General features: G+C 31.2%; 22 protein-coding genes, 1 pseudogene and 1 riboswitch. Of the genes and pseudogenes, 21 read left to right on the plus strand and 2 right to left on the minus strand.

Going from position 1 to position 22,897, the window contains the following annotated elements:
• From DP68_RS17790 to DP68_RS17825, 8 genes are all read left to right on the plus strand, one after another.
• Positions 1-373: RHS repeat-associated core domain-containing protein (locus tag DP68_RS17790; RefSeq protein WP_035311773.1), on the plus strand; the 373-nt coding region annotated here is incomplete at its 5' end.
• A gap of 32 nt (positions 374-405) precedes the next feature.
• Complete coding sequence (locus tag DP68_RS17795; protein ID WP_035311775.1) at positions 406-741, plus strand: hypothetical protein; 336 nt, start codon at positions 406-408, stop codon at positions 739-741.
• A 16-nt stretch (positions 742-757) separates the two neighbouring features.
• Positions 758-1,147: a hypothetical protein gene (locus tag DP68_RS17800; protein WP_035311777.1), complete on the plus strand. Its 390-nt coding sequence runs from the start codon at positions 758-760 to the stop codon at positions 1,145-1,147.
• A 258-nt stretch (positions 1,148-1,405) separates the two neighbouring features.
• Positions 1,406-2,146, plus strand: coding sequence for a hypothetical protein (locus tag DP68_RS17805; RefSeq protein ID WP_035311779.1), 741 nt, complete (start codon positions 1,406-1,408; stop codon positions 2,144-2,146).
• A gap of 185 nt (positions 2,147-2,331) precedes the next feature.
• Complete coding sequence (locus DP68_RS17810) at positions 2,332-2,562, plus strand: hypothetical protein (protein ID WP_035311780.1); 231 nt, start codon at positions 2,332-2,334, stop codon at positions 2,560-2,562.
• Between the two features lie 3 nt (positions 2,563-2,565).
• On the plus strand, positions 2,566-2,949 hold the full coding sequence (locus DP68_RS17815) for a hypothetical protein (protein WP_035311782.1): 384 nt from the start codon (positions 2,566-2,568) through the stop codon (positions 2,947-2,949).
• Positions 2,950-3,095: 146 nt separating this feature from the next.
• The gene (locus DP68_RS17820) at positions 3,096-3,419 is read left to right on the plus strand and encodes a hypothetical protein (RefSeq protein ID WP_291550229.1); all 324 of its coding nucleotides are present in this window, start codon (positions 3,096-3,098) and stop codon (positions 3,417-3,419) included.
• A gap of 161 nt (positions 3,420-3,580) precedes the next feature.
• Positions 3,581-4,150, plus strand: coding sequence for a HEAT repeat domain-containing protein (locus tag DP68_RS17825; RefSeq protein ID WP_035311787.1), 570 nt, complete (start codon positions 3,581-3,583; stop codon positions 4,148-4,150).
• A gap of 185 nt (positions 4,151-4,335) precedes the next feature.
• Here DP68_RS17825 and DP68_RS17830 read toward each other — a convergent pair.
• Positions 4,336-5,397: pseudogene (locus DP68_RS17830) on the minus strand (2-isopropylmalate synthase); the annotation flags it as partial.
• A gap of 396 nt (positions 5,398-5,793) precedes the next feature.
• Positions 5,794-5,955, plus strand: a riboswitch (M-box (ykoK) riboswitch).
• A gap of 244 nt (positions 5,956-6,199) precedes the next feature.
• On the opposite strand from DP68_RS17830, the gene mgtE reads away from it, so the two are divergent.
• From mgtE to DP68_RS17850, 4 genes are all read left to right on the plus strand, one after another.
• Entirely contained in the window at positions 6,200-7,543 is a 1,344-nt protein-coding gene (gene mgtE / locus DP68_RS17835) for a magnesium transporter (RefSeq protein ID WP_035311789.1), read from the plus strand.
• 95 nt (positions 7,544-7,638) lie between these two features.
• Complete coding sequence (locus DP68_RS17840) at positions 7,639-8,259, plus strand: LysE family transporter (RefSeq protein WP_035311790.1); 621 nt, start codon at positions 7,639-7,641, stop codon at positions 8,257-8,259.
• 222 nt (positions 8,260-8,481) lie between these two features.
• Positions 8,482-9,384: a radical SAM protein gene (locus tag DP68_RS17845; protein ID WP_035311791.1), complete on the plus strand. Its 903-nt coding sequence runs from the start codon at positions 8,482-8,484 to the stop codon at positions 9,382-9,384.
• 12 nt (positions 9,385-9,396) lie between these two features.
• Complete coding sequence (locus DP68_RS17850) at positions 9,397-10,644, plus strand: radical SAM protein (RefSeq protein WP_035311792.1); 1,248 nt, start codon at positions 9,397-9,399, stop codon at positions 10,642-10,644.
• A gap of 75 nt (positions 10,645-10,719) precedes the next feature.
• Here the strand turns inward: DP68_RS17850 and DP68_RS17855 are convergent, their stop codons facing one another.
• Positions 10,720-11,478: a CPBP family glutamic-type intramembrane protease gene (locus DP68_RS17855; RefSeq protein WP_035311793.1), complete on the minus strand. Its 759-nt coding sequence runs from the start codon at positions 11,476-11,478 to the stop codon at positions 10,720-10,722.
• A gap of 287 nt (positions 11,479-11,765) precedes the next feature.
• On the opposite strand from DP68_RS17855, the gene DP68_RS17860 reads away from it, so the two are divergent.
• From DP68_RS17860 to DP68_RS17900, 9 genes are all read left to right on the plus strand, one after another.
• Positions 11,766-13,148, plus strand: a complete 1,383-nt coding sequence (locus tag DP68_RS17860) for a tyrosine phenol-lyase (RefSeq protein ID WP_035311806.1) — start codon at positions 11,766-11,768, stop codon at positions 13,146-13,148.
• A 148-nt stretch (positions 13,149-13,296) separates the two neighbouring features.
• Positions 13,297-14,643, plus strand: a complete 1,347-nt coding sequence (locus DP68_RS17865) for a sodium-dependent transporter (RefSeq protein ID WP_035311794.1) — start codon at positions 13,297-13,299, stop codon at positions 14,641-14,643.
• A gap of 123 nt (positions 14,644-14,766) precedes the next feature.
• Positions 14,767-15,450, plus strand: coding sequence for a GntR family transcriptional regulator (locus DP68_RS17870; protein ID WP_052085899.1), 684 nt, complete (start codon positions 14,767-14,769; stop codon positions 15,448-15,450).
• Positions 15,451-15,993: 543 nt separating this feature from the next.
• Positions 15,994-17,208 (plus strand): CaiB/BaiF CoA-transferase family protein, encoded by a 1,215-nt coding sequence (locus DP68_RS17875; protein WP_035311795.1) that lies wholly within the window; start codon positions 15,994-15,996, stop codon positions 17,206-17,208.
• Between the two features lie 65 nt (positions 17,209-17,273).
• On the plus strand, positions 17,274-18,506 hold the full coding sequence (hadB, locus tag DP68_RS17880; RefSeq protein WP_035311796.1) for a (R)-2-hydroxyisocaproyl-CoA dehydratase subunit HadB: 1,233 nt from the start codon (positions 17,274-17,276) through the stop codon (positions 18,504-18,506).
• The gene (locus tag DP68_RS17885; protein ID WP_035311797.1) at positions 18,506-19,633 is read left to right on the plus strand and encodes a 2-hydroxyacyl-CoA dehydratase family protein; all 1,128 of its coding nucleotides are present in this window, start codon (positions 18,506-18,508) and stop codon (positions 19,631-19,633) included. The genes hadB and DP68_RS17885 overlap by 1 nt, the downstream gene beginning before the upstream one ends.
• Before the next feature lie 141 nt (positions 19,634-19,774).
• Positions 19,775-20,908 (plus strand): putative isocaproyl-CoA dehydrogenase AcdB, encoded by a 1,134-nt coding sequence (acdB, locus tag DP68_RS17890; protein ID WP_035311798.1) that lies wholly within the window; start codon positions 19,775-19,777, stop codon positions 20,906-20,908.
• A gap of 38 nt (positions 20,909-20,946) precedes the next feature.
• Positions 20,947-21,732: an electron transfer flavoprotein subunit beta gene (gene etfB, locus DP68_RS17895; RefSeq protein WP_035311799.1), complete on the plus strand. Its 786-nt coding sequence runs from the start codon at positions 20,947-20,949 to the stop codon at positions 21,730-21,732.
• 17 nt (positions 21,733-21,749) lie between these two features.
• Positions 21,750-22,802, plus strand: coding sequence for an electron transfer flavoprotein subunit alpha/FixB family protein (locus DP68_RS17900; RefSeq protein ID WP_035311800.1), 1,053 nt, complete (start codon positions 21,750-21,752; stop codon positions 22,800-22,802).
• The last annotated feature ends 95 nt before the right edge of the window (positions 22,803-22,897 follow it).

The raw sequence follows: 22,897 nt of genomic DNA on the forward strand, positions 1-22,897 counted from the left end.
GAATCCTTATAGATATAGAGGATATAGGTATGATGATAAAACAGGGTTATACTATTTGAATTCTAGATATTATAATCCTGAAATGGGCAGATTTATAAATATGGATTCTATAGGTGGTAAGGTCGGAGACTTACTATCACATAATGCATTTATATACTGCCAGAACAATCCAGTAATGAATAGTGATACAAGTGGACAATGGTTTGAAACATTTTTAGATGTTGTGAGTGTTGTATCAAGTCTTGTAAGTTTTATAAAAAGTCCTTCTTGGAAAGCAGCTACAGTTCTTGCCTACGACTGTGCTGCGGCAGTAGCTCCAGTAGTTCCAGCATCAGGAACATTAAAGGCGCTGCAAAGGCAGCGGATGCTTTAAAAATTAGTAAAAAAGGGTCTGTAGCTAAGAGTGTGGCTTCCAAGGGAGTATCTACAGCCAAAAGCATTCCAGCAAGAGGGTATCATAAAGAAGTTTATGCTAATAAACCTGTAAAAGTGAAAGATGCGGTAGACAAATGGAATGAATTCTTAGGACCAGGTAAGTACACTAATATTCATCCTAGGACAGGTCTACAAGATCCAGATAGAATTTTTTCAGCTGATGGAGTTCGAAGTATAAGATTTGGTTCACATGAAATGAATTCAAGTCCAAGTAAATTTCATTATCATGAGGAAATCTGGACACTCGACCCTATCAGAAATATTATGAATGTTGATAATACAGTAGTTAGAGTACCTTATAAATAATTCGGGGTGATAATAAATGATAGTAAAATTAGTAACTATACTTGCAAAGGTCTCAGAAGGTTACAAAGTTACAATACATATTAATGGTGAAAATATTGTAGCTGAGTGGGTTGGGAAAAAACCTAAGGAAAATAGGGAGTATGATGTAGAATTAGATATAGACGACCATTTTGCTTGGGGAGATAATATATTTTTGTCAACAGAGAAGAGTAGCTTAATTAGTCAAGATGATAATCATATTAATATAGTAGCTAAGTTGAATTTTAATTATGACGATAATCATGCATCAATTAATGTAAATGGGAGTATAGTTCTTATAGAATTGAAAGGAATTCACCATGATGTTTTCGATGAATGGGTAAATTTAAAATGTACAAAAGTAAAAGTATATGATACTAATCTATAAATAAAAGTCTGTAGAAGTAACTTGTTTGATCGCTTATTGCATAAGAATCTATTAGTTAATTACAAGCTTTTTTAACGATATAGCGTAATAAGTATAAAACAAATATTGATAAAAGGCAGAGATGTAATTAGAATTCTGAAGTGAGATAAGATAAAATTGTTTCCACCGCATTTTTTTGCGGTGGAGGTTTTTTATCGTGACAGAGTAAAAATCAAATATATATCATAAAGAGTAACAGAGTTTAAAGGAGAAATAAAAATGTATCTTAGAGAAATACAGTTAAGTTTGCCATATAGAGAAAAACCAGAGATTCTAAAGGAGATAATGAGTCAACATAATTGTACTTATGAGAAAGCTATAGAAATTGATTATGATAATAATTGGATGATTAAAGTTAGGCGGAGATTTGAATTAGAAACTAGATGTATTGCTGCTATGTTTATGAGATTACTTGGCAAATATAAAACTAAGAATAGTTCTAAAATACTCATTGAGTGTATTGGGAAAGAGCCTAAAACAGTTTATCCTTGTTATAGAGGTAGCTGTGCGGGAATAGGCTTAGTTAGATATGAATTAAACTATGTCAATTTCTTCAATAAAAAAAGCCATGAAAAAAAGCAAATAATATTACAAATAATTAAAGAAAGTCTTTTTACTATAGCAAAAGAAGAAGAGTTGGAGTTAACACCTTTAGAAAATGTAGTCAATAAAATTGAGGAATTAAATTATGATAATTTTTGGGTGTTTGGCAAAAAGGTAAAAAGCCCAAATAAATTGTATACTGCAGAATTATATATTGAACACAAAATAGAGTCGATAGATTTTTTCGCTCTAATTCGTAATAAACAAGATGAAATAGTCGAAAAGAAATTAATAATAACAGAAAAGCCAAGCGAATGGATGTATATTCAGTATTTAGGAAAATTAGTTTGGGTTTCAGACACAGAAATTGAATTAAGGGATAAAACAGGTTTTGCACTTTTCTCTTTATCTTTGTAATGGGGGTTTGCTAAAATTATTAGCGTGGTTTTTGGTTTGTTAAAAATAATCGACAAAATTAATAAATTTAAAGTTGATAGCGAAGTCATAATAATTACTGAGCTGAATGAAAAAATGACTAATTAAAGTATGAAGAGAACATTTCCTAATATACTTAATCCTAAATAGGAAGTGAGGCTTTTTAGATGAATAATGAACTTAAGAATATCGCAACTATTAACATAGTAGATACTGAATTTGAAGAGGAAAACGATGGAGTAGTTATAGTCAAATCCTTTGGTGACATTAAAATTGGATTATCTATTGCACAGAGAAATAATGGAGATGCCGTGTTATGGTTTGATGCTAATGAAGCTCAACAAATTATTTATGCTTTACAAGTTGCTATTGAAGAAATTAAAGATGGGGGTAATTAATAAGTGCAGAAAAAAAACAATATTAAGTTTAGTGTTACTGGACTAGCAGCATATATTTTAACTAGAGCTATATTAAATTCAATAGGAATAGATAATATACCTATTAGTATTACCTTAGTACTATTTATAAGTATCCCAACTGTATTTATAATTAGAATAATTAAGAAAAAAGAAACAGGTTTTAGAAAAGTTTATAATTTGCTTTTTATTCTATTTGCAATAGTTATTAGTAGTGGTGTAATTTTTGGAGAAGTGACATCAAGGTATTATCCTAATATGTTTTTGCACTATAAAGAGCCTGTAAAGATATTCTTGGTAGTAAGTTTTATTATTTTTGGAGCACTTATAATAATTTTAAAGCAAATACTTGAAAAGAATACTAAATAGTTTGGACATATGGATTATAGCAAACGAAGAGGTGAGTAACGGTGATTTTTAAATATAGAAAATCTATATATTTTATAAGTATTATCATATTAAATCTCGCAGTTCTAACAATATATATTGAATCCGTCTTTTGGGGAAAGTTAGTAATGATATTTGGTATCTTTGCAGAATTAGTAGCACTAATTTTATTGCCTAGAGCTTATTGGAAGGTGGAAAACAATTGCATAATAATAAAGGAAATAAAAATAACAAAACGCTTGTTATGGGAGGATATAAACCAGATTATTCTATCATCTGAAAGTATAGGGATTTTAAAGAACATATTAATTATATCAAACAAATTTAGTGAACCTATTGTAATATCATCGCTTATTAAGGATTATAAGAAATTACTTGGAGTAATTATAGAAAAATGTAAAGATAATAATGAAATTTTTATTGATGAAGAAGTACTAAAAATTATTAATTAGCAAATAAACAGTTATAGGTAACCAATAGAGTTCTATTGGTTTATTTTTGCTTAAGCTAACAAAATTCATGCCCATATGGGAAATATTTACTCCTTAATATATGCAGCTGAAAATGTTAATATAAATTAGAACCTAATGATGTGGAAGAGATATAGAGGATAATGAAACATCAGAAGGGGGCTTTAATTATTAATATTCCATTAGTAACCCAACAGACGGGTAAAGGAGATATTATGGACGTAGATATTTTAAGACAGGAACTAAAAAACAATAATATAGATAATGCGATAAGAATTATTGAGGAGTTTGGTGAAAATAAGTTTTACGAATCATTACCATACTTAATAAAATGTTTTGAAGATACAAATAATCATAAATTAAGAAATACTATTGCTATAGCTTTAGCAGATATAGGTGATCAATCCGCACTTAAACCTATAATAAACGCTTTGAATGATCCCAAAACTATAGGCAAAAGAGGAACTTTGTTATATGCATTAGGATTTTTTGATTATTCGCCATATATTGAGCTGCTCACTAATCTTATAATCAGTGGCAATTTTGAGGAAAGCAGGCAATCATTAAGCTTACTAGAAGCTATTGATATAAATATTGAACATGAAGTAATTGATGAATGTACTAAAAAAATTAATAAAGATATTAAAAGACAAGAAGAAAAAATTGAGTTTCTTTTGGAAGCAATAGATATTTTAGAGTCGTTAAAGAAATAGGAGAAGCTATGGATAAAAACAGATAAATTTGCAAGCTATCTTTATGAGGGGATAGGAGAGCACAATTGATTAAAGGGAGCTTAACATTATGAAAGGGGTGTCTAAAAATAATTTTGTGATTATTTTAGACACCTTCTTATTTTTTCAAGTTAAATTGCAGGCAGCTCATAGTCAGGGTATAATTTTGAGTTAATATCCTCTCTTGTTATATTAAAATGGCTTCCTACAAAAGGAGTTTTGTCAGGTACATGATAGTCAATTTCTCTTTGGAAGTATTCAATAAGCTCTGTTATAACTTCCATATTCATATTTTTTGTTGTGCCCTTCAGCCCTGCGTATTCAATCAGCATAGCTTCTAATGGAGAAATTCCAGTTCTTTCGCCTATTCCTAGAAGGGAAGTGTTTATAGCAGATGCTCCATAAAGCCAAGCTGTGGTTGCGTTACTTACAGCTGCATAAAAATCATTATGGCCGTGCCATTCTATCATTTCTGATGGAACATTACAATAATATCTAAGACCATGAATAAGTCCCTGTACGCTTCTTGGAAGTGAAGCTTTATTATATGAGACACCAAGTCCTAAGGTGTCGCAAACTCTTATCTTTATAGGAATATCAGTTTCCTTTGAAAAACCCATTAATTTATCCACTAGTGGCAACACAAATCCATAAAAATCAGCCATAGTTATATCCTCTAAATGGCATCTAGGACGAATACCATGATTTAGTGCTTCTATGACTACAGATAGGTACATATCCATAGTTTCTTCCCTTGTTTTATTTAATTTTTTAAATATATGATAATCAGAGCAGGACATAAGGATTCCAGTTTCTTTAATGTCCATTTCCTTTACTAATTTAATATCATCTTTATCGGCTCTTATCCAGGATGTAACCTCTGGGAATTCATATCCTCTTTCAATGCAAGTTTGTGCAGACCTTCTATCTTTTTCTGTATATAAAAAGAATTCTGTCTGCTTAATTACTCCTGAGTTATTATCTAGGTCGTGAAGATAATCGAAAATTCGCACCATCTGTTCTGCAGTATATGGAGGCATTGATTGCTGCCCGTCTCTAAAGGTAGTATCCGTAATCCATATGTCTTCTGGTAAATCCATAGGCACTTGTGAGTTATTGAAACTTACCTTCGGAATTTTAAAATAAGGAAAGACATCCTTGTAGAGATTCCCCATAGATACATCTTGAGGGTAATAATTGTAATTGGATTTTACCATATCATTCATCATCTCAAAACCTCCTTATAGCCAAGGTGTTGGCTTATTATTTCAATTAGAATATTGAATGAATTTAGTTTCTATATTTCATATATATTCAGGGGTAGGCCTTTTGTTTACAGTTATTTTTTATATGGTAATTTTGTACTGGCGATACTAAAAACTCAATAGAATCAAGCTCTTTAACTGCTTGTTTTCTATATTTTAGCACTTTTATTTTACATTGACAAAGAGGTAATTTTCTGAAAAATTGCAATTTTAGCTAAATAATCATTCATGTAATTCGTTTACAATACGAAATAATATTGTTTATTATAAAAATTGGATTTTGTAACAAAATCCAATCTGATTATAATTTTTAAAACGTTGACATTGATATATAAAAAGAATATACTTTTATTAAAATTAAATAATCCTCGGTAGGTGAGGCTACTATAAGGATATGGGTTGCTGCCGTAAAAGAATGGAAACATTCTGCACTGGTCAACAGATTTTGCCGAACAAAGAAGGCTTGATCTAATGCAATTTCACTGCCTGGTAGAGCTAAAACTTGAACGAGAAAGTATTGTAGATAATACCTTCATCATATTCAAGTTGTGATGGAGGTTTTTTGTTTTAGGAGGTGGGAAGAATGGAAGATGGCGATAGTAGTATGGATGGAGAGATTAATAATGCATTTAGTTATGTAGAGTTTATCTTCTATTCTTCTTACTTAACGTAATTATTTGTACTAATATCTCTTCACCAGGAGATCATATTTTAAGAAATTCAAATTTAATATAAATACGACTAAAACTCCACGAGGTGAAGAAATATGTTTCAAGAAAAGCAAAGTGAATTGATAAATAGCTTATTACAGAATGATAAGAATAAAATATATGAAATTATTGATAATATGTATCCTATAGATATTGCACTGCTTTTAGAAGATTTTAGCGATGAAAGTTTGTTAAGATTTTACGAATTAATGCATAATGAGCTGATGGCTCAAATTATAGAGCAATCCAGCCATCAATTACAAGTTAGAATTATTAAACTGCTTGATTTTCAAGATATAATAGATTTATTTTCTTATATGTCCAATGACGATATTGCAGATATTTTAGGAAACCTTCCAATTAAAACTAGAAAAAGTTTGCTGAAAATGATGAAGAAAAATGATACTAAACAGCTCCAAGAACTGCTAGGATATGACGAAGATAGTGCTGGTGGTATTATGACAACTGAATATATTGCACTAAAAAGCGATTTAACCATAGAAGAAGCCTTGAAAAAAATTAGAGAAATTGGTCCTGAAACAGAAGTAATCGAAATTATATTTGTACTAGATAAAAACAAAAAGTTGATTGGAACAGCAGACTTACGAGATATATTATTGGCATCTGAAGATAAAAGATTAATTGATATTATGGAGGATAATGTAATTTATGTTACCCCTGAAGTTGACCAAGAAAAGGTATCTTTGCTTGTTTCCAAATATGATTTGAAGGCTATTCCAGTTATTAATCATAATAACTGTCTTTTAGGAATTATTACAGTAGATGATATAATTGATGTTATTGTTGAAGAACAAACAGAGGATATGTTAAGGTTAGGTGGTGTAAGTAAGGAAGAGAGAGCAAATAGTACACTTAAAACTTCTATTACAAAGAGGCTGCCTTGGCTATTTATAAACTTGGGAACCGCTTTCTTAGCATCATTTACCGTAGGTCTGTTCGAAGACGTTATAGCCCAGGTAGTAGCTTTAGCTGCGGCTATGCCTATTGTTGCTGGCATGGGAGGAAATGCAGGTACTCAAACCTTATCTGTTGCGATTAGAGGTATTGCCCTTGGAGAACTCAGCCTTAAAAAGAATTGGAAGTTGGTATTTAAAGAAGTTACTCTAGGGGTAATAAATGGTGCAGCTACGGGGATTTTAACAGGTATTATACTTTATATGAAGTATAATAACCCTTATCTTGGATTAATTATTTTTGCCGCCATGATTGGAAATCTAATGATAGCAGGATTTTTTGGATTTTTAATACCCTTACTGCTAAAGGTATTTAATATAGATCCAGCGCTAGCTTCAGCTATATTTTTAACAACGGCAACGGATGTTTTTGGATTTTTTATTTTTTTAGGATTATCAAAAATGTTCTTACCTCTTTTAATGTGAATATATATCATAATATAATTATTTTAAGATACTGTGCAACTAGAAATATAAATTTATAATCAATTTAAGATAATTGGGTGGGAGAATTTTTAAATATGATGATTATTATAAAAGGAATCATTATTGGAATGATTGTTGTATTTCCGATAGGACCTCTTGGAATTATAGCTCTACAGAGAACTATAAACCGAGGTTGGAAAGTCGGCTTTTTTTCGGGAGTAGGTGCAGCTGTATCTGATTTGATTTATTCTTCAGCTGCAATATTTGGAATTAGTTTTGTGGATGATTTTATAGTTAAACGTAAGCATCAAATTACCCAAATAACAGGTGTACTTTTTTTAATTGTTGGAATAAATATTTTTATTAATGCCATAAAGAGCAAAGAAATAGAAGAAGAAGAGAAAAGAGAAATAATACACCCAGCACTTTCAAATTTTCTACTAGGATTATCGAATCCAATGACTTTTTTAATTTTTCTAACCATATTTACTAAAATGGAAACAAAATTAGAAAATGGACAGCCGATACATAACCTCATACTTGTGATTTCTATATTTATTGGTTCGATACTCTTTTGGCTTATAACTTCTAAATTTGTTAATAACTCTAAAAGAAATTTTAAGATTGAAACGTTTTATATGATAAATAAGGTTATTGGTGTTATAATATCTGTGCTTGGAATGTATGGTATATTAAAAGGGATATTAAGGTTATAATTATTAGAAAACATCGGACAAGTTTCTGGTGTTTTTTATTTTATGTATTGTATGTTGGTTCCGAATTAGAATTTTTATGAATAATCTCATCTTGGATTTATTTTACAATTTTTCAATTGACTAATTATATATTGGAGTGTAAAATTACACTATGGGTGTATAATTACTACTGAGAATTAATTAAATATATAGTTGTTTATTAATTTAAATGGGGGATATGTTTTGAAAATAAAGGATTTTATAAGTTTAAGTGTCTTTGGAATGAAAACCATATTGTTTAAAATGAGAAAACCAATCTTGGGAACTATAATACTTACAGATTATTGTAATTTAAGCTGCAAGCACTGTGCGGTTAATAATATAAATAAGATTATGTATCCATATGAAGATATAGTAGAGGAAATGAACAAGCTTTATGATGAAGGCATAAGGATACTTTTTTTCTGTGGTGGTGAAACTTTAACTTGGAAGGATGTCAATAAGACAATACGAGATCTTATTAAAGAAGCGAAGAAAATTGGCTTTTTAATAGTTAATATTGTGACCAATGGTACTATTGATTTGGATATACCTGAAGCCGATGTAATATTTTTAAGCCTTGATGGAATGAAAGAAAATCATAATTTAATAAGAGGAGATACCTTTGATACCATCTTAAGCAATGTTTCTAAAGCCGATTTTTCTAATATTTGCGTATATATGGCTGTGAACAATATGAATTATAAAGATATTGAAGCTTTATGTAAGTTGGTAAAAGAGACAAAAAATTTAAAATCAATATCCTTTAACTTTCACACTCCTTATGAAGGCACAGAGCATTTATCTTTAACAAGGGAGCAGCAAATACAAGCTGTGGATTCAATTAAATCCATGATAAAAGGTGGCTATCCTGTATTTAATTTATATTCCGCTTTGGATTATTATCTGCAAAATAAGTGGGACAGACCATGCTATCAATGTATCGTATCTGAAAACAAAAAAAGATTTGTCTGCGGTAGATGTGTAGAAATTGAAGGTCTTTGTGAAAAATGTGGCTACCTCTTTGCTGTTGAATTTTCTCTTCTCTGCAGGGGAAATGTTAAAGTGATTTTTGATATGATAAAAACTTACTTAAAATACGTATAGGAGTGAGGCATAGTGATTACAAATTTTTTAAGGCTGCTTTTTACTAAGTCTTTTAAGCCTTTTGTTTTTACAAACGAAAATAACTATGAACTTAATATGGATGTTCCAGAGCTTGGCATATATGTTCATATTCCATTTTGTACTAAAATATGCGCCTTTTGCCCATATAATAAGATAAAGTATGATAAGACTTTAGCAGCAGCATACAAGGATGCCTTGATAAAAGAGATAAATATTGTAGGAAGTTTAAATAAGAAAAAGAACAAAATAACCAGTGTGTATTTCGGTGGAGGGTCCCCAGCCCTTATGCTTGAAGAGCTTGCTGATATTTTAATAGCTTTAAGAAGTAATTTTGATATAAATTGCAATATAGGTTTAGAACTTCACCCAAGAGATGTCAATGAGGAGGATCTTTTAAAGCTTAAAAATATCGGTTTTGACATGGTAAGTATAGGGATTCAATCCTTCGATAAAGAATCCTTAAAGACTTTAGGAAGGGAATACATTAATGGCGCTGAAAAAGTTAGGATGGCAGCTTGCATAGGCTTTAAAACAATAGATGTGGATCTTATCTTCGGTATAGAAGGACAATGTGAAGAGAGCTTAAAAAGGGACTTTAAGACAGCCTTTGAGGCAGGGGCAACTCAGGTCTCAACCTATCCATTTATTGATTTTTCATACGCTAATAATAAAAGTAAACCTCTAGGAAAAAAGGATAAAAAGAAACTTCTTCAGTATCTTGAAAAAGTAAGTGAGGAGCTTCAATGTAAAAGAACTGCTGTATGGACCTTTGGTAAAAAAGATGTTCCAAGGTATTCATCCATAACAAGAGATAATTTTATAGGTTTTGGACCAAGTGCCACAACTCTTTTAAGGGATTTCTTTAAAATTAATACTTTTTCAGTAGAAGAATATATTAAGCGGGTTAATAGCAAAAAAATGCCCACTGCTCTTACAATGAAATTTAACGAAAGAACACGAGCGCTTTATTGGTTGTTTTGGAATTCCTATACATTAAGTATTGATAATGAAAGTTTTAAAAAGCTTTTTAAGAAAGACTTAGAACAAATATTTAAACTTGAGCTGACCCTTGGAAGAATCATGGGGTTACTAACTAAAACAGACCAAGGCTATGAATTAACAGAAAAGGGTACATATAGGTATCATTTAGTTGAACAAGCCTATACTCATCAATACATTGATAAAACTTGGAGAATAGCAAGACAAGAAGCATGGCCTAATAAGATAGAGTTGTATTAAGACAATGTTAAAGAAGCAATAGTTTAAACTATTGCTTCTTTTTTTAATTAATTATAAACCTAAATTTATAATTAATTATATTTTTAATTTTTTAGGTAAAGCTTTGCTCATACTCATAAATGTACTTGCAATTATTGCATCAACTAATGCTATTACCACAAGCACAAAACTTTGATTTAAGATAATAACTGGAAATAAGGAAAAAATTAAGCTGGATAATATTACACAATACATAATACTGCCGCTTGCCTTATAAAGAGTGGTTAATAATATACTTATCCCAACTAAATATGCTGAGAATTGTGCATAAAACTGTGGAAGCACAATAAACTTTGGTATATAAATAAGTGGTAAGAACCATAATGACCAAAACAGTCCTGTTGAAATAGAAGACTTCCAAAATCCGCTTTTCTCTTCATTTGCTGGCTGCACTATCCCTCTCCAGCCAATTTCTTGAGAACCCAATATTAATATTAAGAAGGGTAGATAAAAAAAGAAATCCGTAAAGTTACCATACTTATATACACCTTTTAAAAGTATAGCAAAACCGTAATGTAATACTAGAAATATTGGTATTAAAATAATGTTTTTTGGAGTATTAATTGCTTTTAATTTAGTTGTAAATCCTTTTACTCCACCTAAATTTTCTCTGTTTAAAATGTGTACCAAAAATGCTGAAATAAGTGGGCCTAAGCATCCAAGAATAAAAATAAATAAATAACTGGGATTAGAGAATATGTCATTAAATATGACTTTGAAATAAATTAGCAAACCAAAGCATGTATAACTTATTATAAATGATATTAATAAGAATTGATTAGAACTTTTCTTCAAGATTTGTCCTCCAATAAATTGTATTTGGTTGATGATGAAGTATGAATGGCCATTATACATATACTACCACATTTATACATATAAGTCATTATTTTTGGCTATTTATTTAAAAATTATGAAATTAATGAATATAAAAATAATTTTAAAAAAGTTCCCACTTATTTGTTGACATCCCATATTTTTCATAATATAATAAAGATGGTTGATGATGTATGATGCATCATGTATAAAACACCATATAAAAATAAAATATAAATTAAATTTCAAGGGGGAGTTTTATTATGTATATGGATTTAAGCAAGTATCCTGCAGAACCTTTTAAGATTAAGAGTGTTGAGCCTGTTAAAATGATTTCAAGAGAACAACGTGAAATTGCTATGAGAGAAGCTGGATATAATACATTCAACTTAAAATCAGAGGATGTTTACATTGACTTACTTACTGACTCAGGAACTAATGCTATGAGTGATGCTCAGTGGGCAGGAATGATGATGGGTGACGAAGCTTATGCTGGAAGTAAGAACTGGATATACTTAGAAGCAACTATAAAAGAATTATTTGGATTTAAACATGTTGTTCCTACTCACCAAGGACGTGGTGCAGAAAATATTCTTTCAACTATAGCTATTAAACCAGGCCAATATGTAGCTGGAAATATGTATTTTACAACTACTAGATATCACCAAGAAAAAAATGGTGGTGTTTTCGTAGATATAATTAGAGATGAAGCTCATGATGCAAGTATAGATCTTCCTTTTAAAGGTGATATTGATATTAATAAATTAGAAAGACTTATTGAAGAAAAAGGCGCAGAAAATATAGCTTATATATGTCTTGCTGTTACTGTAAACTTAGCAGGTGGACAACCAGTTTCTATCGCTAATATGAAAGCTGTTAGAGAAGTTACAGCAAAACACGGTATTAAGGTATTCTTTGATGCTACCAGATGTGTTGAAAATGCATATTTTATCAAAGAAAGAGAAGAAGGATATGCAAACGTTTCAATTAAAGCTATAGTACATGAAATGTTCAGTTATTCTGATGGTGCTACTATGTCAGGTAAAAAAGATGGTATTGTAAATATCGGTGGATTCTTAGCAATTAATGATGATGAATTATTTGGAAAAGCTAAGGAAATAGTAGTTGTTTATGAAGGTATGCCATCCTATGGTGGTATGGCTGGTCGTGATATGCAGGCAATAGCAATTGGATTTAGAGAAGCAATGCAAGAAGAGTATATAGAACATAGAATAAAACAAGTTAGATATCTTGGAGATAGATTAAAAGAAGCAGGAGTTCCAATAGTTGAACCTGTTGGGGGACATGCTGTATTCCTAGATGCAAGAAGATTCTGTCCACATTTAAATCAAGAACAATACCCAGCTCAATCACTAGCAGCGTCACTTTATATTGACTCTGGTGTTAGATCAATGGAGCGTGGTATAGTTTCTGCTGGTAGAGATGTAAAAACTGGTGAAAATCATAAACCAAAATTAGAAACAGTTAGACTTACTATTCCAAGAAGAGTTTACACTTATAGACACATGGATGTTGTAGCTGAATCAGTTATTAATTTATATAAACACAAAGAAGATATAAGACCACTTAAATTCATATATGAACCTGCCCAATTAAGATTCTTTACTGCAAAATTTGATTATGCAGACTAGTAGGAGTAAAAGTTTATTATTCTATATTATCAGGCTTCGTGCTTGATAATATAGAATATAAGTATGGTATAAAAAGGTATGTTGATTACAAAAGGATACTACTTTATAATGACTCCTATTATAGGGGTGAAAAATGGGGAGGAGATGTATGAATACTGAAGTTACTCAAAATACTCAAACGCAAAAGACAGCTAAGTTCCAATCTAAATGGGGATTTATATTAGCGTGTGTAGGTTCCGCCGTGGGTATGGCCAATGTTTGGGGATTCCCTTACAAATTAGGTAGCAGCGGTGGTGGAGCATTTTTAGTAGCTTATCTTATATTTATAGCCATTTTTAGCTATATAGGGCTTTCTGCAGAATATGCAATTGGTCGTAGAGCAAAAACTGGTACACTTGGTGCTTATGAAAATGCCTGGAAATCTGGCGGCAAGGAAGGCATTGGGAAAATTGTGGGATGGATTCCGCTTGCAGGTTCTATGTGTATAGCAATAGGATATGCAGTAATTATTTCATACGTACTTAAAGGATTGGCACAATCTATTACAGGTACTCTTATGACTGTAGACACAGGTATGTGGTTTGAGTCATTTTCTATGACAGATTATTCAGTTGTACCATATCATATAATAGTTGTTATTGGAACGTTACTTACGTTGACTCTTGGTGCAGATAGTATTGAGAAATCTAATAAGATTATGATGCCATTGTTTTTTATACTATTTATAGTTCTTGCTGTTCGTGTGGCTTTTTTACCAGGCGCAGTGGAAGGGTATAAATTCATGTTTATGCCAAGATGGGAATTTTTAAAAGATCCAATGGTTTGGATTTGGGCTATGGGACAAGCATTCTTCTCACTATCTGTAACTGGCAGTGGGATGATTGTGTATGGTGCATATCTATCAAATGACGAAGATATCATAGATGGTGCAAAAAGTACTGCTTTATTTGACACAATTGCAGCAATAGTAGCGGCATTAGTTATTATACCTGCTTGTTTTGCATATAATGTGGATGTTGGATCAGGTCCAGGACTTCTTTTTGTAACTTTACCTAAAATACTACAAGACATACCAGGAGGCAGGATATTTGCAATAATATTATTTACAGCAGTAGTATTTGGTGGAGTAAGCTCCCTACAAAATATGTTTGAAGTAGTTGGAGAATCATTAATGCATAAATTTCCTAAGTTAAGACGTATTCCTATGTTAATATTGCTTTGCATAATTTGTTTTGGTATAGGTGTTAATATGGAGCCTATATTCAAGTGGGGACCATGGATGGATATTATATCTATATATATTATCCCAATTGGAGCAACTCTCGGTGCCATATCTTGGTTCTGGATTATGAAAAAGGAAGATTTAATAAATGAAATTAACTTAGGGGCTAAGAAGAAACAAGGAGATTTATGGTATAATATGGGTAGGTACCTTTACGTACCATTTGCAACTATATTATGCATAATTGCGTTATTTATGAAGGTAGCATTTTAAATTAAATAGAGCTAAATAGGTGGATTAGTACTCCGCCTATTTTATTTACATAATAAAATAATAATGGTATAATATATCAAGTTATTAGTTAGCTTTAATCAATAAAAAGACAGGAGTAATAGCGTGTTAATTAACAAGAAAACTTTAAGTGATCAAATTTATGATATATTAAAAATGGAAATATTAAAAAGAGAAATACCTTTTGGAACTAAATTAGTCAATAGAACACTGCAAAAAAGATTTGAGGTTAGTTCATCTCCTATTCGAGATGCTATAAATCGCTTAAATCAGGATGGACTTATTACATCTATTGATAAATCTGGAGCAACAGTAGTTGATTTTGATTACGATTTTTTTCTTGAAATAAATGAAGTACTTTTGTATGTAGTTAACACTGGAATAAAATTGTCTTTTGAAAAGTCTAAAATAGAAGAAGTTTGCAAAGATTTAGAAGAGTATATGATGCTTCAAGAAAATTATATAGGAACTGATGAGTTTTATTATTATGATTATAAATTTCATAAAACATTTATTGAATATTCTCAAAATGGCAGATTGAAAAAGATTTTTGATGAATATAACGTTCTTCATGAAATGCTTGTTAGAAATTATTATGAGGTAGAGACATTTCAAATTCAGGAAGATGGCATTGTGATACATAAACAAATAATAGATGCATTTAGAGCTAAAGATTATCAATTGGCTATGACGCTTACTGAGGAGCATTATAAAGCCGCTGAACAAATTTTTAAGAAGGTACTTCAACCAAGGAAAGAAAAGTTGGAGGAAGATGATTCTTCTAACTAAACTAAATTACTATTTATAAAAGACACTTAATAATTAATTTACATTAATTATTAAGTGTCTTTTGTTTATTGCAGAATATTTTAAAGATTTTAATTTAAAAAGTTTTTTATTATATCCATTAACTTTTATAATTTTCACATAAGTGTTAAAAAAATGTGAAAAAATTGTTAAAAAAAACACAAATTTTGTTAATGATTTTTATTTACAAATAATCCCATAGGAGTATAATAAAGTTATAAATATTAGAACATATTCTAGAATTAATTCTAAAACATATTCTAATTTCATATATTGCATGGAATAACAATGAAAAATTACAATAAATTTCATTGGTAAATTATAGTGTATATCTTTCGTGAACCAATTCAATTTATCAATAGGATAAATTACTTTAACATTAATTATTTAGCTGGAGTTGGTATAAATTTGCCTATTAAAAGCAAGATGCAGTTAGCCATTTCAATATAGTAAATTCTAATATTTATTTCAATTGCTACTTTCGTAATTAACCATAAAACCAAATTTTTAAGGGGGAATAAAAAAATGGACAAAAATGGTTTAGCTTTAGAAGGTATAAAGATAGTTGAATTATCAAGCTTTGTGGCAGCACCTAGTTGTGCAAAAGTACTTGCTGACTGGGGAGCAGAGGTAATTAAAGTAGAGCCAGTTCAAGGAGACAACCTAAGAATAGTAGGTCCAGTCTATAATGCACCTGCAAAAGATGAAGAAAACCCTATGTTTGAACTTGAAAATGGAAACAAGATGGGTATTGCTATAAATACCGGAAGTGAAAAAGGAAAAGAAGTGTTAGGAAAATTACTTCAAGATGCAGATGTTTTTATAACAAATGTAAGAGAAAAGGCATTAGAAAGAAGTGGACTTTCCTACGAACAATTAAAAGATAAATATCCTGGATTAATTCATGCTCATATATTAGGCTATGGAGAAAAAGGGCCACTTAAGGACAAGCCAGGCTTTGACTACACTGCATATTTTGCAAGAGGGGCTGTAAGTATATCTCTAATGGAAAAAGGAACATCACCAGCTAATACTAATGCAGGTTTTGGTGATCATTATGCTGGTATGAGTTTAGCAGCTGGTATATTGGCAGCGCTTCATAAAAAAACACAAACCGGTAAAGGTGATAGAGTAACAGTAAGCTTATATCATACAGCTATATTTGGTATGGGATTAATGATTACTACTGCACAATATGGAAATAAAATGCCATTATCAAGAAGAACACCTAATAATCCATTAGCAACAACTTTTAAGTGTAAAGATGATAGATGGATACAATTAGCTTTACTCTCATATGATAAGTGGTTTCCTAAGTTCTGTAAGGAAGTAATAAATAGATTGGATTTAATTGAAGATGAAAGATTTAATACTCAAGATGAAGTAGTAAAACATGTTGAAACCTTTGTTGGGATATTAGAGCAAGAAATGATTAAAAAGACTTTAGGAGAATGGGCTGAATTATTAGATAAAGCTGATTTGCCATATGAAAAATTACAAACTTGTGAAGATATACTGGAAGATGAACAAGCATGGGCAAATGATTATTTATTTAAGAAAACATATGACAATGGAAATACCGGCGTGTTAGTTAATACACCTGTTAAATTTAATGAATCTGGAATTAAACCATATAAACCTTCACCAAAACTTGGGGAGGATACTGAGGAAATTCTTTTAGGGTTAGGATACAGTAAAGAAGAGATAGAAGAAATGAGAAAAGGGAAAGCAATAAGATAAATTATCAAAAAGCTTTTAATATACAGGGACAAGAATTTTAAATGTTAGAAAGGGGCGAAATATTTATGGCAGATAACAAAGATGAAAAAAAGAGAGCTGCCGAGGTGATCAATGGCATACTAGCTAAATCATACGCAGATGCTTGGAAGGCAAAAGAAGATGGGAAACCAGTTGGATGGGCAACCTCTGTATTTCCGCAGGAATTGGTAGAAGCATTTGGCCTAGATGTATTATATCCAGAAAATCAAGCTGCTGGTGTTGCAGCTAAGAAAGAGTCTTTATCTCTTTGTGAAGCAGCTGAAAGCATTGGATATTCAATGGATTTATGTGCATATGCTAGAACAAATTTTGGATTATTAGAAAAGGGTGGCTCAGAAAACTTAAATATGCCAAAGCCTGACTTTATATGCTGCTGTAATAACATTTGTAATCAAGTTATTAAATGGTATGAAAACATTGCAAAAGAACTAGATATACCATTGATAATGATTGATACTACATTTAATAATGAAGATCAGGTAACAGAGAGCAGAATTAAATACCTTAGAGCACAATTTGAAGAGGCTATAAAACAACTTGAAAAGATTTCTGGAAAGAAATTTGATCCTAAAAAATTAGAAGAAGTTATGAAGATTTCTGCAGAAAACGGAAGGCTTTGGAAGTACTCTATGAGTTTGCCATCAGGAGCTTTTCCATCACCAATGAATGGATTTGATTTATTTACTTATATGGCTGTTATTGTATGCTATAGAGGCAAAAAAGAAACCACAGAGGCTTTTAAATTATTAATTTCTGAATTAGAAGAAAATATTAAGAATAAGCAAACTTCATTTAGAGGAGAAGAGAAATATAGAATTATGATGGAAGGGATTCCTTGCTGGCCATATATCGGTTATAAAATGAGAACGTTATCAAGCTATGGGGTTAATATGACCGGAAGCGTTTATCCTCATGCATGGGCATTACAATATGAAGCAAATGACTTAGACGGAATGGCCAGAGCTTATAGCAGCATGTTTAACAATGTTAATTTAGACGCAATGAGTAAATACAGAATAGATTCCTTGAAAGATGGAAATTGTGACGGAGCATTCTACCACATGAATAGAAGCTGTAAATTAATGAGTTTCATTCAATATGAAATGGAAAGAAAGGTTTTTGAGGAAACTGGTATACCATATGCAGGATTTGATGGAGATCAAGCAGATCCAAGAAGTTTCAGTAAGGCTCAATTTGAAACAAGACTTCAAGCTTTAGTAGAAGTTATGGAAGAAAGAAAGAAAGGAGGAGAAAAGTAATGGATAATATAAAAAGCATTCTATCTAAGTTAGAGGAAGCTAATAAAAATCCTAAAAAAGTTGTTTCTAATTACAAAGAAAAAACAGGAAATAAAGCAATTGGATGTTTTCCTGTATATACTCCAGAAGAGATCGTATATGCAGCAGATATGCTTCCAATAGGCATTTGGGGAGGCGACGTTGACGTAAATTTGGCTAAACAATATTATCCGGCATTTTGCTGCTCAATAATGCAATCATGTATGGAATTTGGCTTGAAAGGTGTATATGATGACTTATCAGCGGTTATTATTCCAGGTATGTGTGATACATTGAACTGTATGGGACAAAATTGGAAAAGTGCTATAAAAAATGTGCCATATATTGCTTTAGTTCATCCTCAAAATAGAAAGTTAGAAGCTGGTGTAGAGTATTTAGTTTCTGAATACAAACATGTAAAAGAAAAAATAGAAGAGATTAGAGGTAAGGAAATAACTGAAGAGGAGTTACAAAATAGTATAGAAATATACAATGAACACAGAAAAGCAATGAGAGAATTTGTAGATCAAGCAGCTAAACATCCTAATACAATAAATAATTATGAACGAAATGTTGTTATTAAAAGCGCTTTCTTTATGAGAAAAGATGAACACACAAAAATAGTAAAAGAGTTAAATAATTTATTAGGTAACCTACCACAAGAAAGATATGATGGTAAAAAAGTATTGGTAACTGGTATATTATTAGATTCAAAAGAAATGCTTAATGTTTTTGAAGAGAACAAATTAAGAATAGTAGCTGATGATTTAGCTCAGGAAAGCAGACAATTCAGAACGGATGTTCCTGAAGGTAAAAATGCATTGGATAGATTAGCAAGACAATGGTCTGATATTGAAGGATGTTCTTTAGCATATGATCCTAAAAAACTTAGAGGTAAAATGATTGCAAAAGAAGCTAAAACCAAAGGAATCGATGGCGTAGTATTTGCAATGATGAAATTTTGTGATCCAGAAGAATACGATTATCCAATTGTTAAGAAGGATATTGAAAAAGAAGGTATTCCTACAACAATGATAGAGGTGGACCAACAAAATAAGAGTACTGAACAAATAAGGACAAGAATTCAAACATTCTCAGAAATATTATAAAGATATTTTATGTAAAAAATAATTAAATTTCCATTGTAAACTATGCAGCAGTTTTTCAGATAATAAAGGAGCATGATTTTTAAAACTCTAATGAAAAATTGCTGCAGTTTATTAAAGGGGCGAATTTAAAAGGAGGAAAGTATGTTATTTAAGAAAGAACATGAACTTTTAAGAAAATCTGTAAGAGATTTTGTGGTTAAGGAATTGATAGATATTCCAGAGCAACTTGACACTGAGGGGAAATTACCTAAAGATTTAATAGAAAAGCTTGCAAAATATAAATTTATTAGTCCTGTAATACCTAAGGAGTATGGTGGAGCTGGTGCAGATTATGTTTCTTACACCATAATAATGGAGGAAATTAGTAGGCGTTGTGCTTCTACTGGAACATTTATAACTGCAGGAGCATCATTGGTAGCATTACCTTTACTTAACTATGGAACAGAAGAACAAAAACAAAAGTATTTAAAACCTCTTGCAACAGGTGAATATATTGGAGCTTTTGGGCTTACTGAACCAGGAGCAGGTTCTGATGCTGGTGCTACTCAAACTACAGCAGTTTTAGATGGAGATTATTATATTTTAAATGGAAGAAAAACATTTATTACAAATGCACCTATTTGTGACTTTGCTATCGTAACGGCAGTTACTGAAAAGGGTAAAGGAACAAAAGGGATTTCAGCATTTATAGTTGAAAGCAAGTGGGATGGTTTTTCAACTGGAGCTCATGAGAACAAAATGGGTATTAGGGGCACTGAAACAGCAGATTTAATATTTCAAAATGTAAAAGTTCCTAAAGAAAATCTTCTTGGGAAAGAAGGTAAAGGCTTTAATATTGCTCTAAATACACTTGATGTTGGTAGAATTGGAGTAGCTGCTCAAGCTCTTGGAATAGCTCAAGGTGCTTTAGATGAAGCTGTAAAGTATGTAAAGGAAAGGGTTCAATTTAATAAACCTTTAGCAAAATTTCAAAATACTCAATTTGTGATTGCAGATATGCAAACAAAAGTTCAAGCGGCAAGATTGCTTGTATATGATGCTGCACAGAAGAAAGATGCCGGCATAAATCCAGGGTTTGAATCTGCAATGGCTAAATATTATGCAGCCGAAGTAGCAAATGAAGTAGCTTATAAAGCATTACAATTACATGGTGGATATGGATATATGAAAGACTATCCAATAGAAAGAATATATAGAGATGCTAGAATTACATCTATATATGAAGGAACATCTCAAGTTCAGCAAATGGTTATTGCAGGAAAAGTTCTTGGGTAGTATATACTCAAAAATAAATGAAATTGGAGGTCAAAGATTTGAGGATAGTAGTATGTGTTAAACAGGTTCCAGATACAACAGAAGTAAAAATAGATCCTAAAACAGGAACACTAGTAAGAGAAGGTGTTCCAAGTATATTAAATCCAGATGATGCAAATGCACTTGAAGAAGCTTTAAGGTTAAAAGATACAGATAAAAATATAACTATCTCAGTTGTTACAATGGGTCCGCCTCAAGCAGAGGTTATGTTAAGGGAGTGCCTTGCAATGGGAGCAGATGAGGCTTATTTAATAAGTGATAGGGCATTTGCAGGTTCTGATACTTGGGCAACTTCAAAAGTTATTGCTTCAGCAATTAGAAAAATTAAAGACTATGATATTATATTCGCTGGTAGACAAGCTATAGATGGAGATACAGCTCAGGTAGGACCACAAATCTCTGAAAAGTTAGACATTCCGCAAGTTACTTATGTTCAAGATTTTAAAATCAATGACAATGAAATAACAGTGCAAAGACAATTAGAAGATGGCTATGAAATAATTAAAGTTAAAAAACCTGTTTTATTAACTGCTGTAAGTGCATTAAATACTCCTAGATATATGGCTGTTGATAAAATATTTGAGGCATATGAAAAGGAAATAATAACTTGGACTATTGATGATTTAGATATAACAAAAGAAGGAGTTGGTCTTCAAGCTTCTCCAACTAAAGTGTTTAAATCATTTACTCCAGAACCTAAAGGCAAAGGTATTATGCTGGAAGGATCAACACAAGAAGTTGTTGAAAGGCTGCTTGTAAGTTTAAAACAAAAACATATTATATAAAATGATTGGAGGATAATATGGATATAGTAAAAGATTTAAGTGCTTATAAAAATGTCTGGGTAATTGCAGAACAAAGACAAGGTAAGATAACTCCTGTAGTCATTGAGTTATTAGGAGAAGGAAGAAAAATAGCTAATGACATTGGAGTAGAATTATGTGCTATTTTACTTGGACATAATGTTGATAATCTAGCAGATGAATTAATAAAATTCGGAGCTGATAAAGTTTATTATGCTAATAGTCCATTACTAGAAAAATACACTACTGATGGATATACAAAAGTTATAGTTGATGCCGTAAATGATATTAAACCTGAAATTATATTAATAGGTGCAACTCATATTGGAAGAGATTTAGCGCCTAGAATAGCATCAAAACTAGATACTGGATTAACAGCTGACTGCACTAAGTTGGACATAGATCCAGAAGACAAAAAACTTAGGCAAACTCGTCCAGCTTTTGGTGGGAATATTATGGCAACAATTATATGCCCTAATAATAGACCACAAATGTCTACAGTAAGACCAGGTGTCATGGATAAAGCTGAAAGGGATGAAAATAAAAAAGGAGAAGTTGTAAAATTAAGTGTAAATCTAACTAAAGAAGATATAAGAACAGAAGTTGTAGAAATAGTTAAATTTAAAAAGGAATTAGTATCATTAACAGAAGCAAACTTTATTGTATCAGGGGGACTTGGTCTTGGAAATGCTGATGGTTTTAAATTATTAAAAAGGTTAGCTGATAGATTAGGGGGAGTGGTTGGATCTTCTCGTGCAGCTGTAGATGCTGGCTGGATTGATAATTCACATCAAGTAGGACAAACAGGAACAACAGTAAAACCAACAGTTTATATAGCATGCGGTATTTCAGGTGCCATACAACATTTAGCTGGTATGCAAGAATCAGATATAATAATTGCTATAAACAAAAATGAGTCAGCTCCGATATTTGAAGTTGCAGATTATGGAATAGTTGGAGACCTATATGATGTGGTGCCTAAGTTATTAGAGCTATTAGATGATGAAGAACGTATTACAGAATTATTTGAAGAAAGCAAAATAGCAAAGTAACTGTGCCATTTATAATGGGCATCCCTATTCTAATATAGTCATATTAGAATAGGTGAGAGCATTATAAAACAAACCTAAATATCTAATCTGATTAT

It is taken from the genome of Clostridium sp. HMP27 (genome assembly GCF_000765165.1).
Classification (GTDB): domain Bacteria; phylum Bacillota; class Clostridia; order Clostridiales; family Clostridiaceae; genus Clostridium_AK.

Excerpts from the sequence above, each read along its gene's own strand:
- DP68_RS17800 (WP_035311777.1), top strand. The coding sequence starts at position 758 with ATGATAGTAAAATTAGTAACTATACTTGCAAAGGTCTCAGAAGGTTAC.
- DP68_RS17805 (WP_035311779.1), top strand. The coding sequence starts at position 1,406 with ATGTATCTTAGAGAAATACAGTTAAGTTTGCCATATAGAGAAAAACCA.
- DP68_RS17810 (WP_035311780.1), top strand. The coding sequence starts at position 2,332 with ATGAATAATGAACTTAAGAATATCGCAACTATTAACATAGTAGATACT.
- DP68_RS17820 (WP_291550229.1), top strand. The coding sequence starts at position 3,096 with ATGATATTTGGTATCTTTGCAGAATTAGTAGCACTAATTTTATTGCCT.
- DP68_RS17825 (WP_035311787.1), top strand. The coding sequence starts at position 3,581 with ATGAAACATCAGAAGGGGGCTTTAATTATTAATATTCCATTAGTAACC.
- mgtE (WP_035311789.1), top strand. The coding sequence starts at position 6,200 with ATGTTTCAAGAAAAGCAAAGTGAATTGATAAATAGCTTATTACAGAAT.
- DP68_RS17840 (WP_035311790.1), top strand. The coding sequence starts at position 7,639 with ATGATGATTATTATAAAAGGAATCATTATTGGAATGATTGTTGTATTT.
- DP68_RS17860 (WP_035311806.1), top strand. The coding sequence starts at position 11,766 with ATGGATTTAAGCAAGTATCCTGCAGAACCTTTTAAGATTAAGAGTGTT.
- DP68_RS17865 (WP_035311794.1), top strand. The coding sequence starts at position 13,297 with ATGAATACTGAAGTTACTCAAAATACTCAAACGCAAAAGACAGCTAAG.
- DP68_RS17875 (WP_035311795.1), top strand. The coding sequence starts at position 15,994 with ATGGACAAAAATGGTTTAGCTTTAGAAGGTATAAAGATAGTTGAATTA.
- hadB (WP_035311796.1), top strand. The coding sequence starts at position 17,274 with ATGGCAGATAACAAAGATGAAAAAAAGAGAGCTGCCGAGGTGATCAAT.
- DP68_RS17885 (WP_035311797.1), top strand. The coding sequence starts at position 18,506 with ATGGATAATATAAAAAGCATTCTATCTAAGTTAGAGGAAGCTAATAAA.
- acdB (WP_035311798.1), top strand. The coding sequence starts at position 19,775 with ATGTTATTTAAGAAAGAACATGAACTTTTAAGAAAATCTGTAAGAGAT.
- DP68_RS17900 (WP_035311800.1), top strand. The coding sequence starts at position 21,750 with ATGGATATAGTAAAAGATTTAAGTGCTTATAAAAATGTCTGGGTAATT.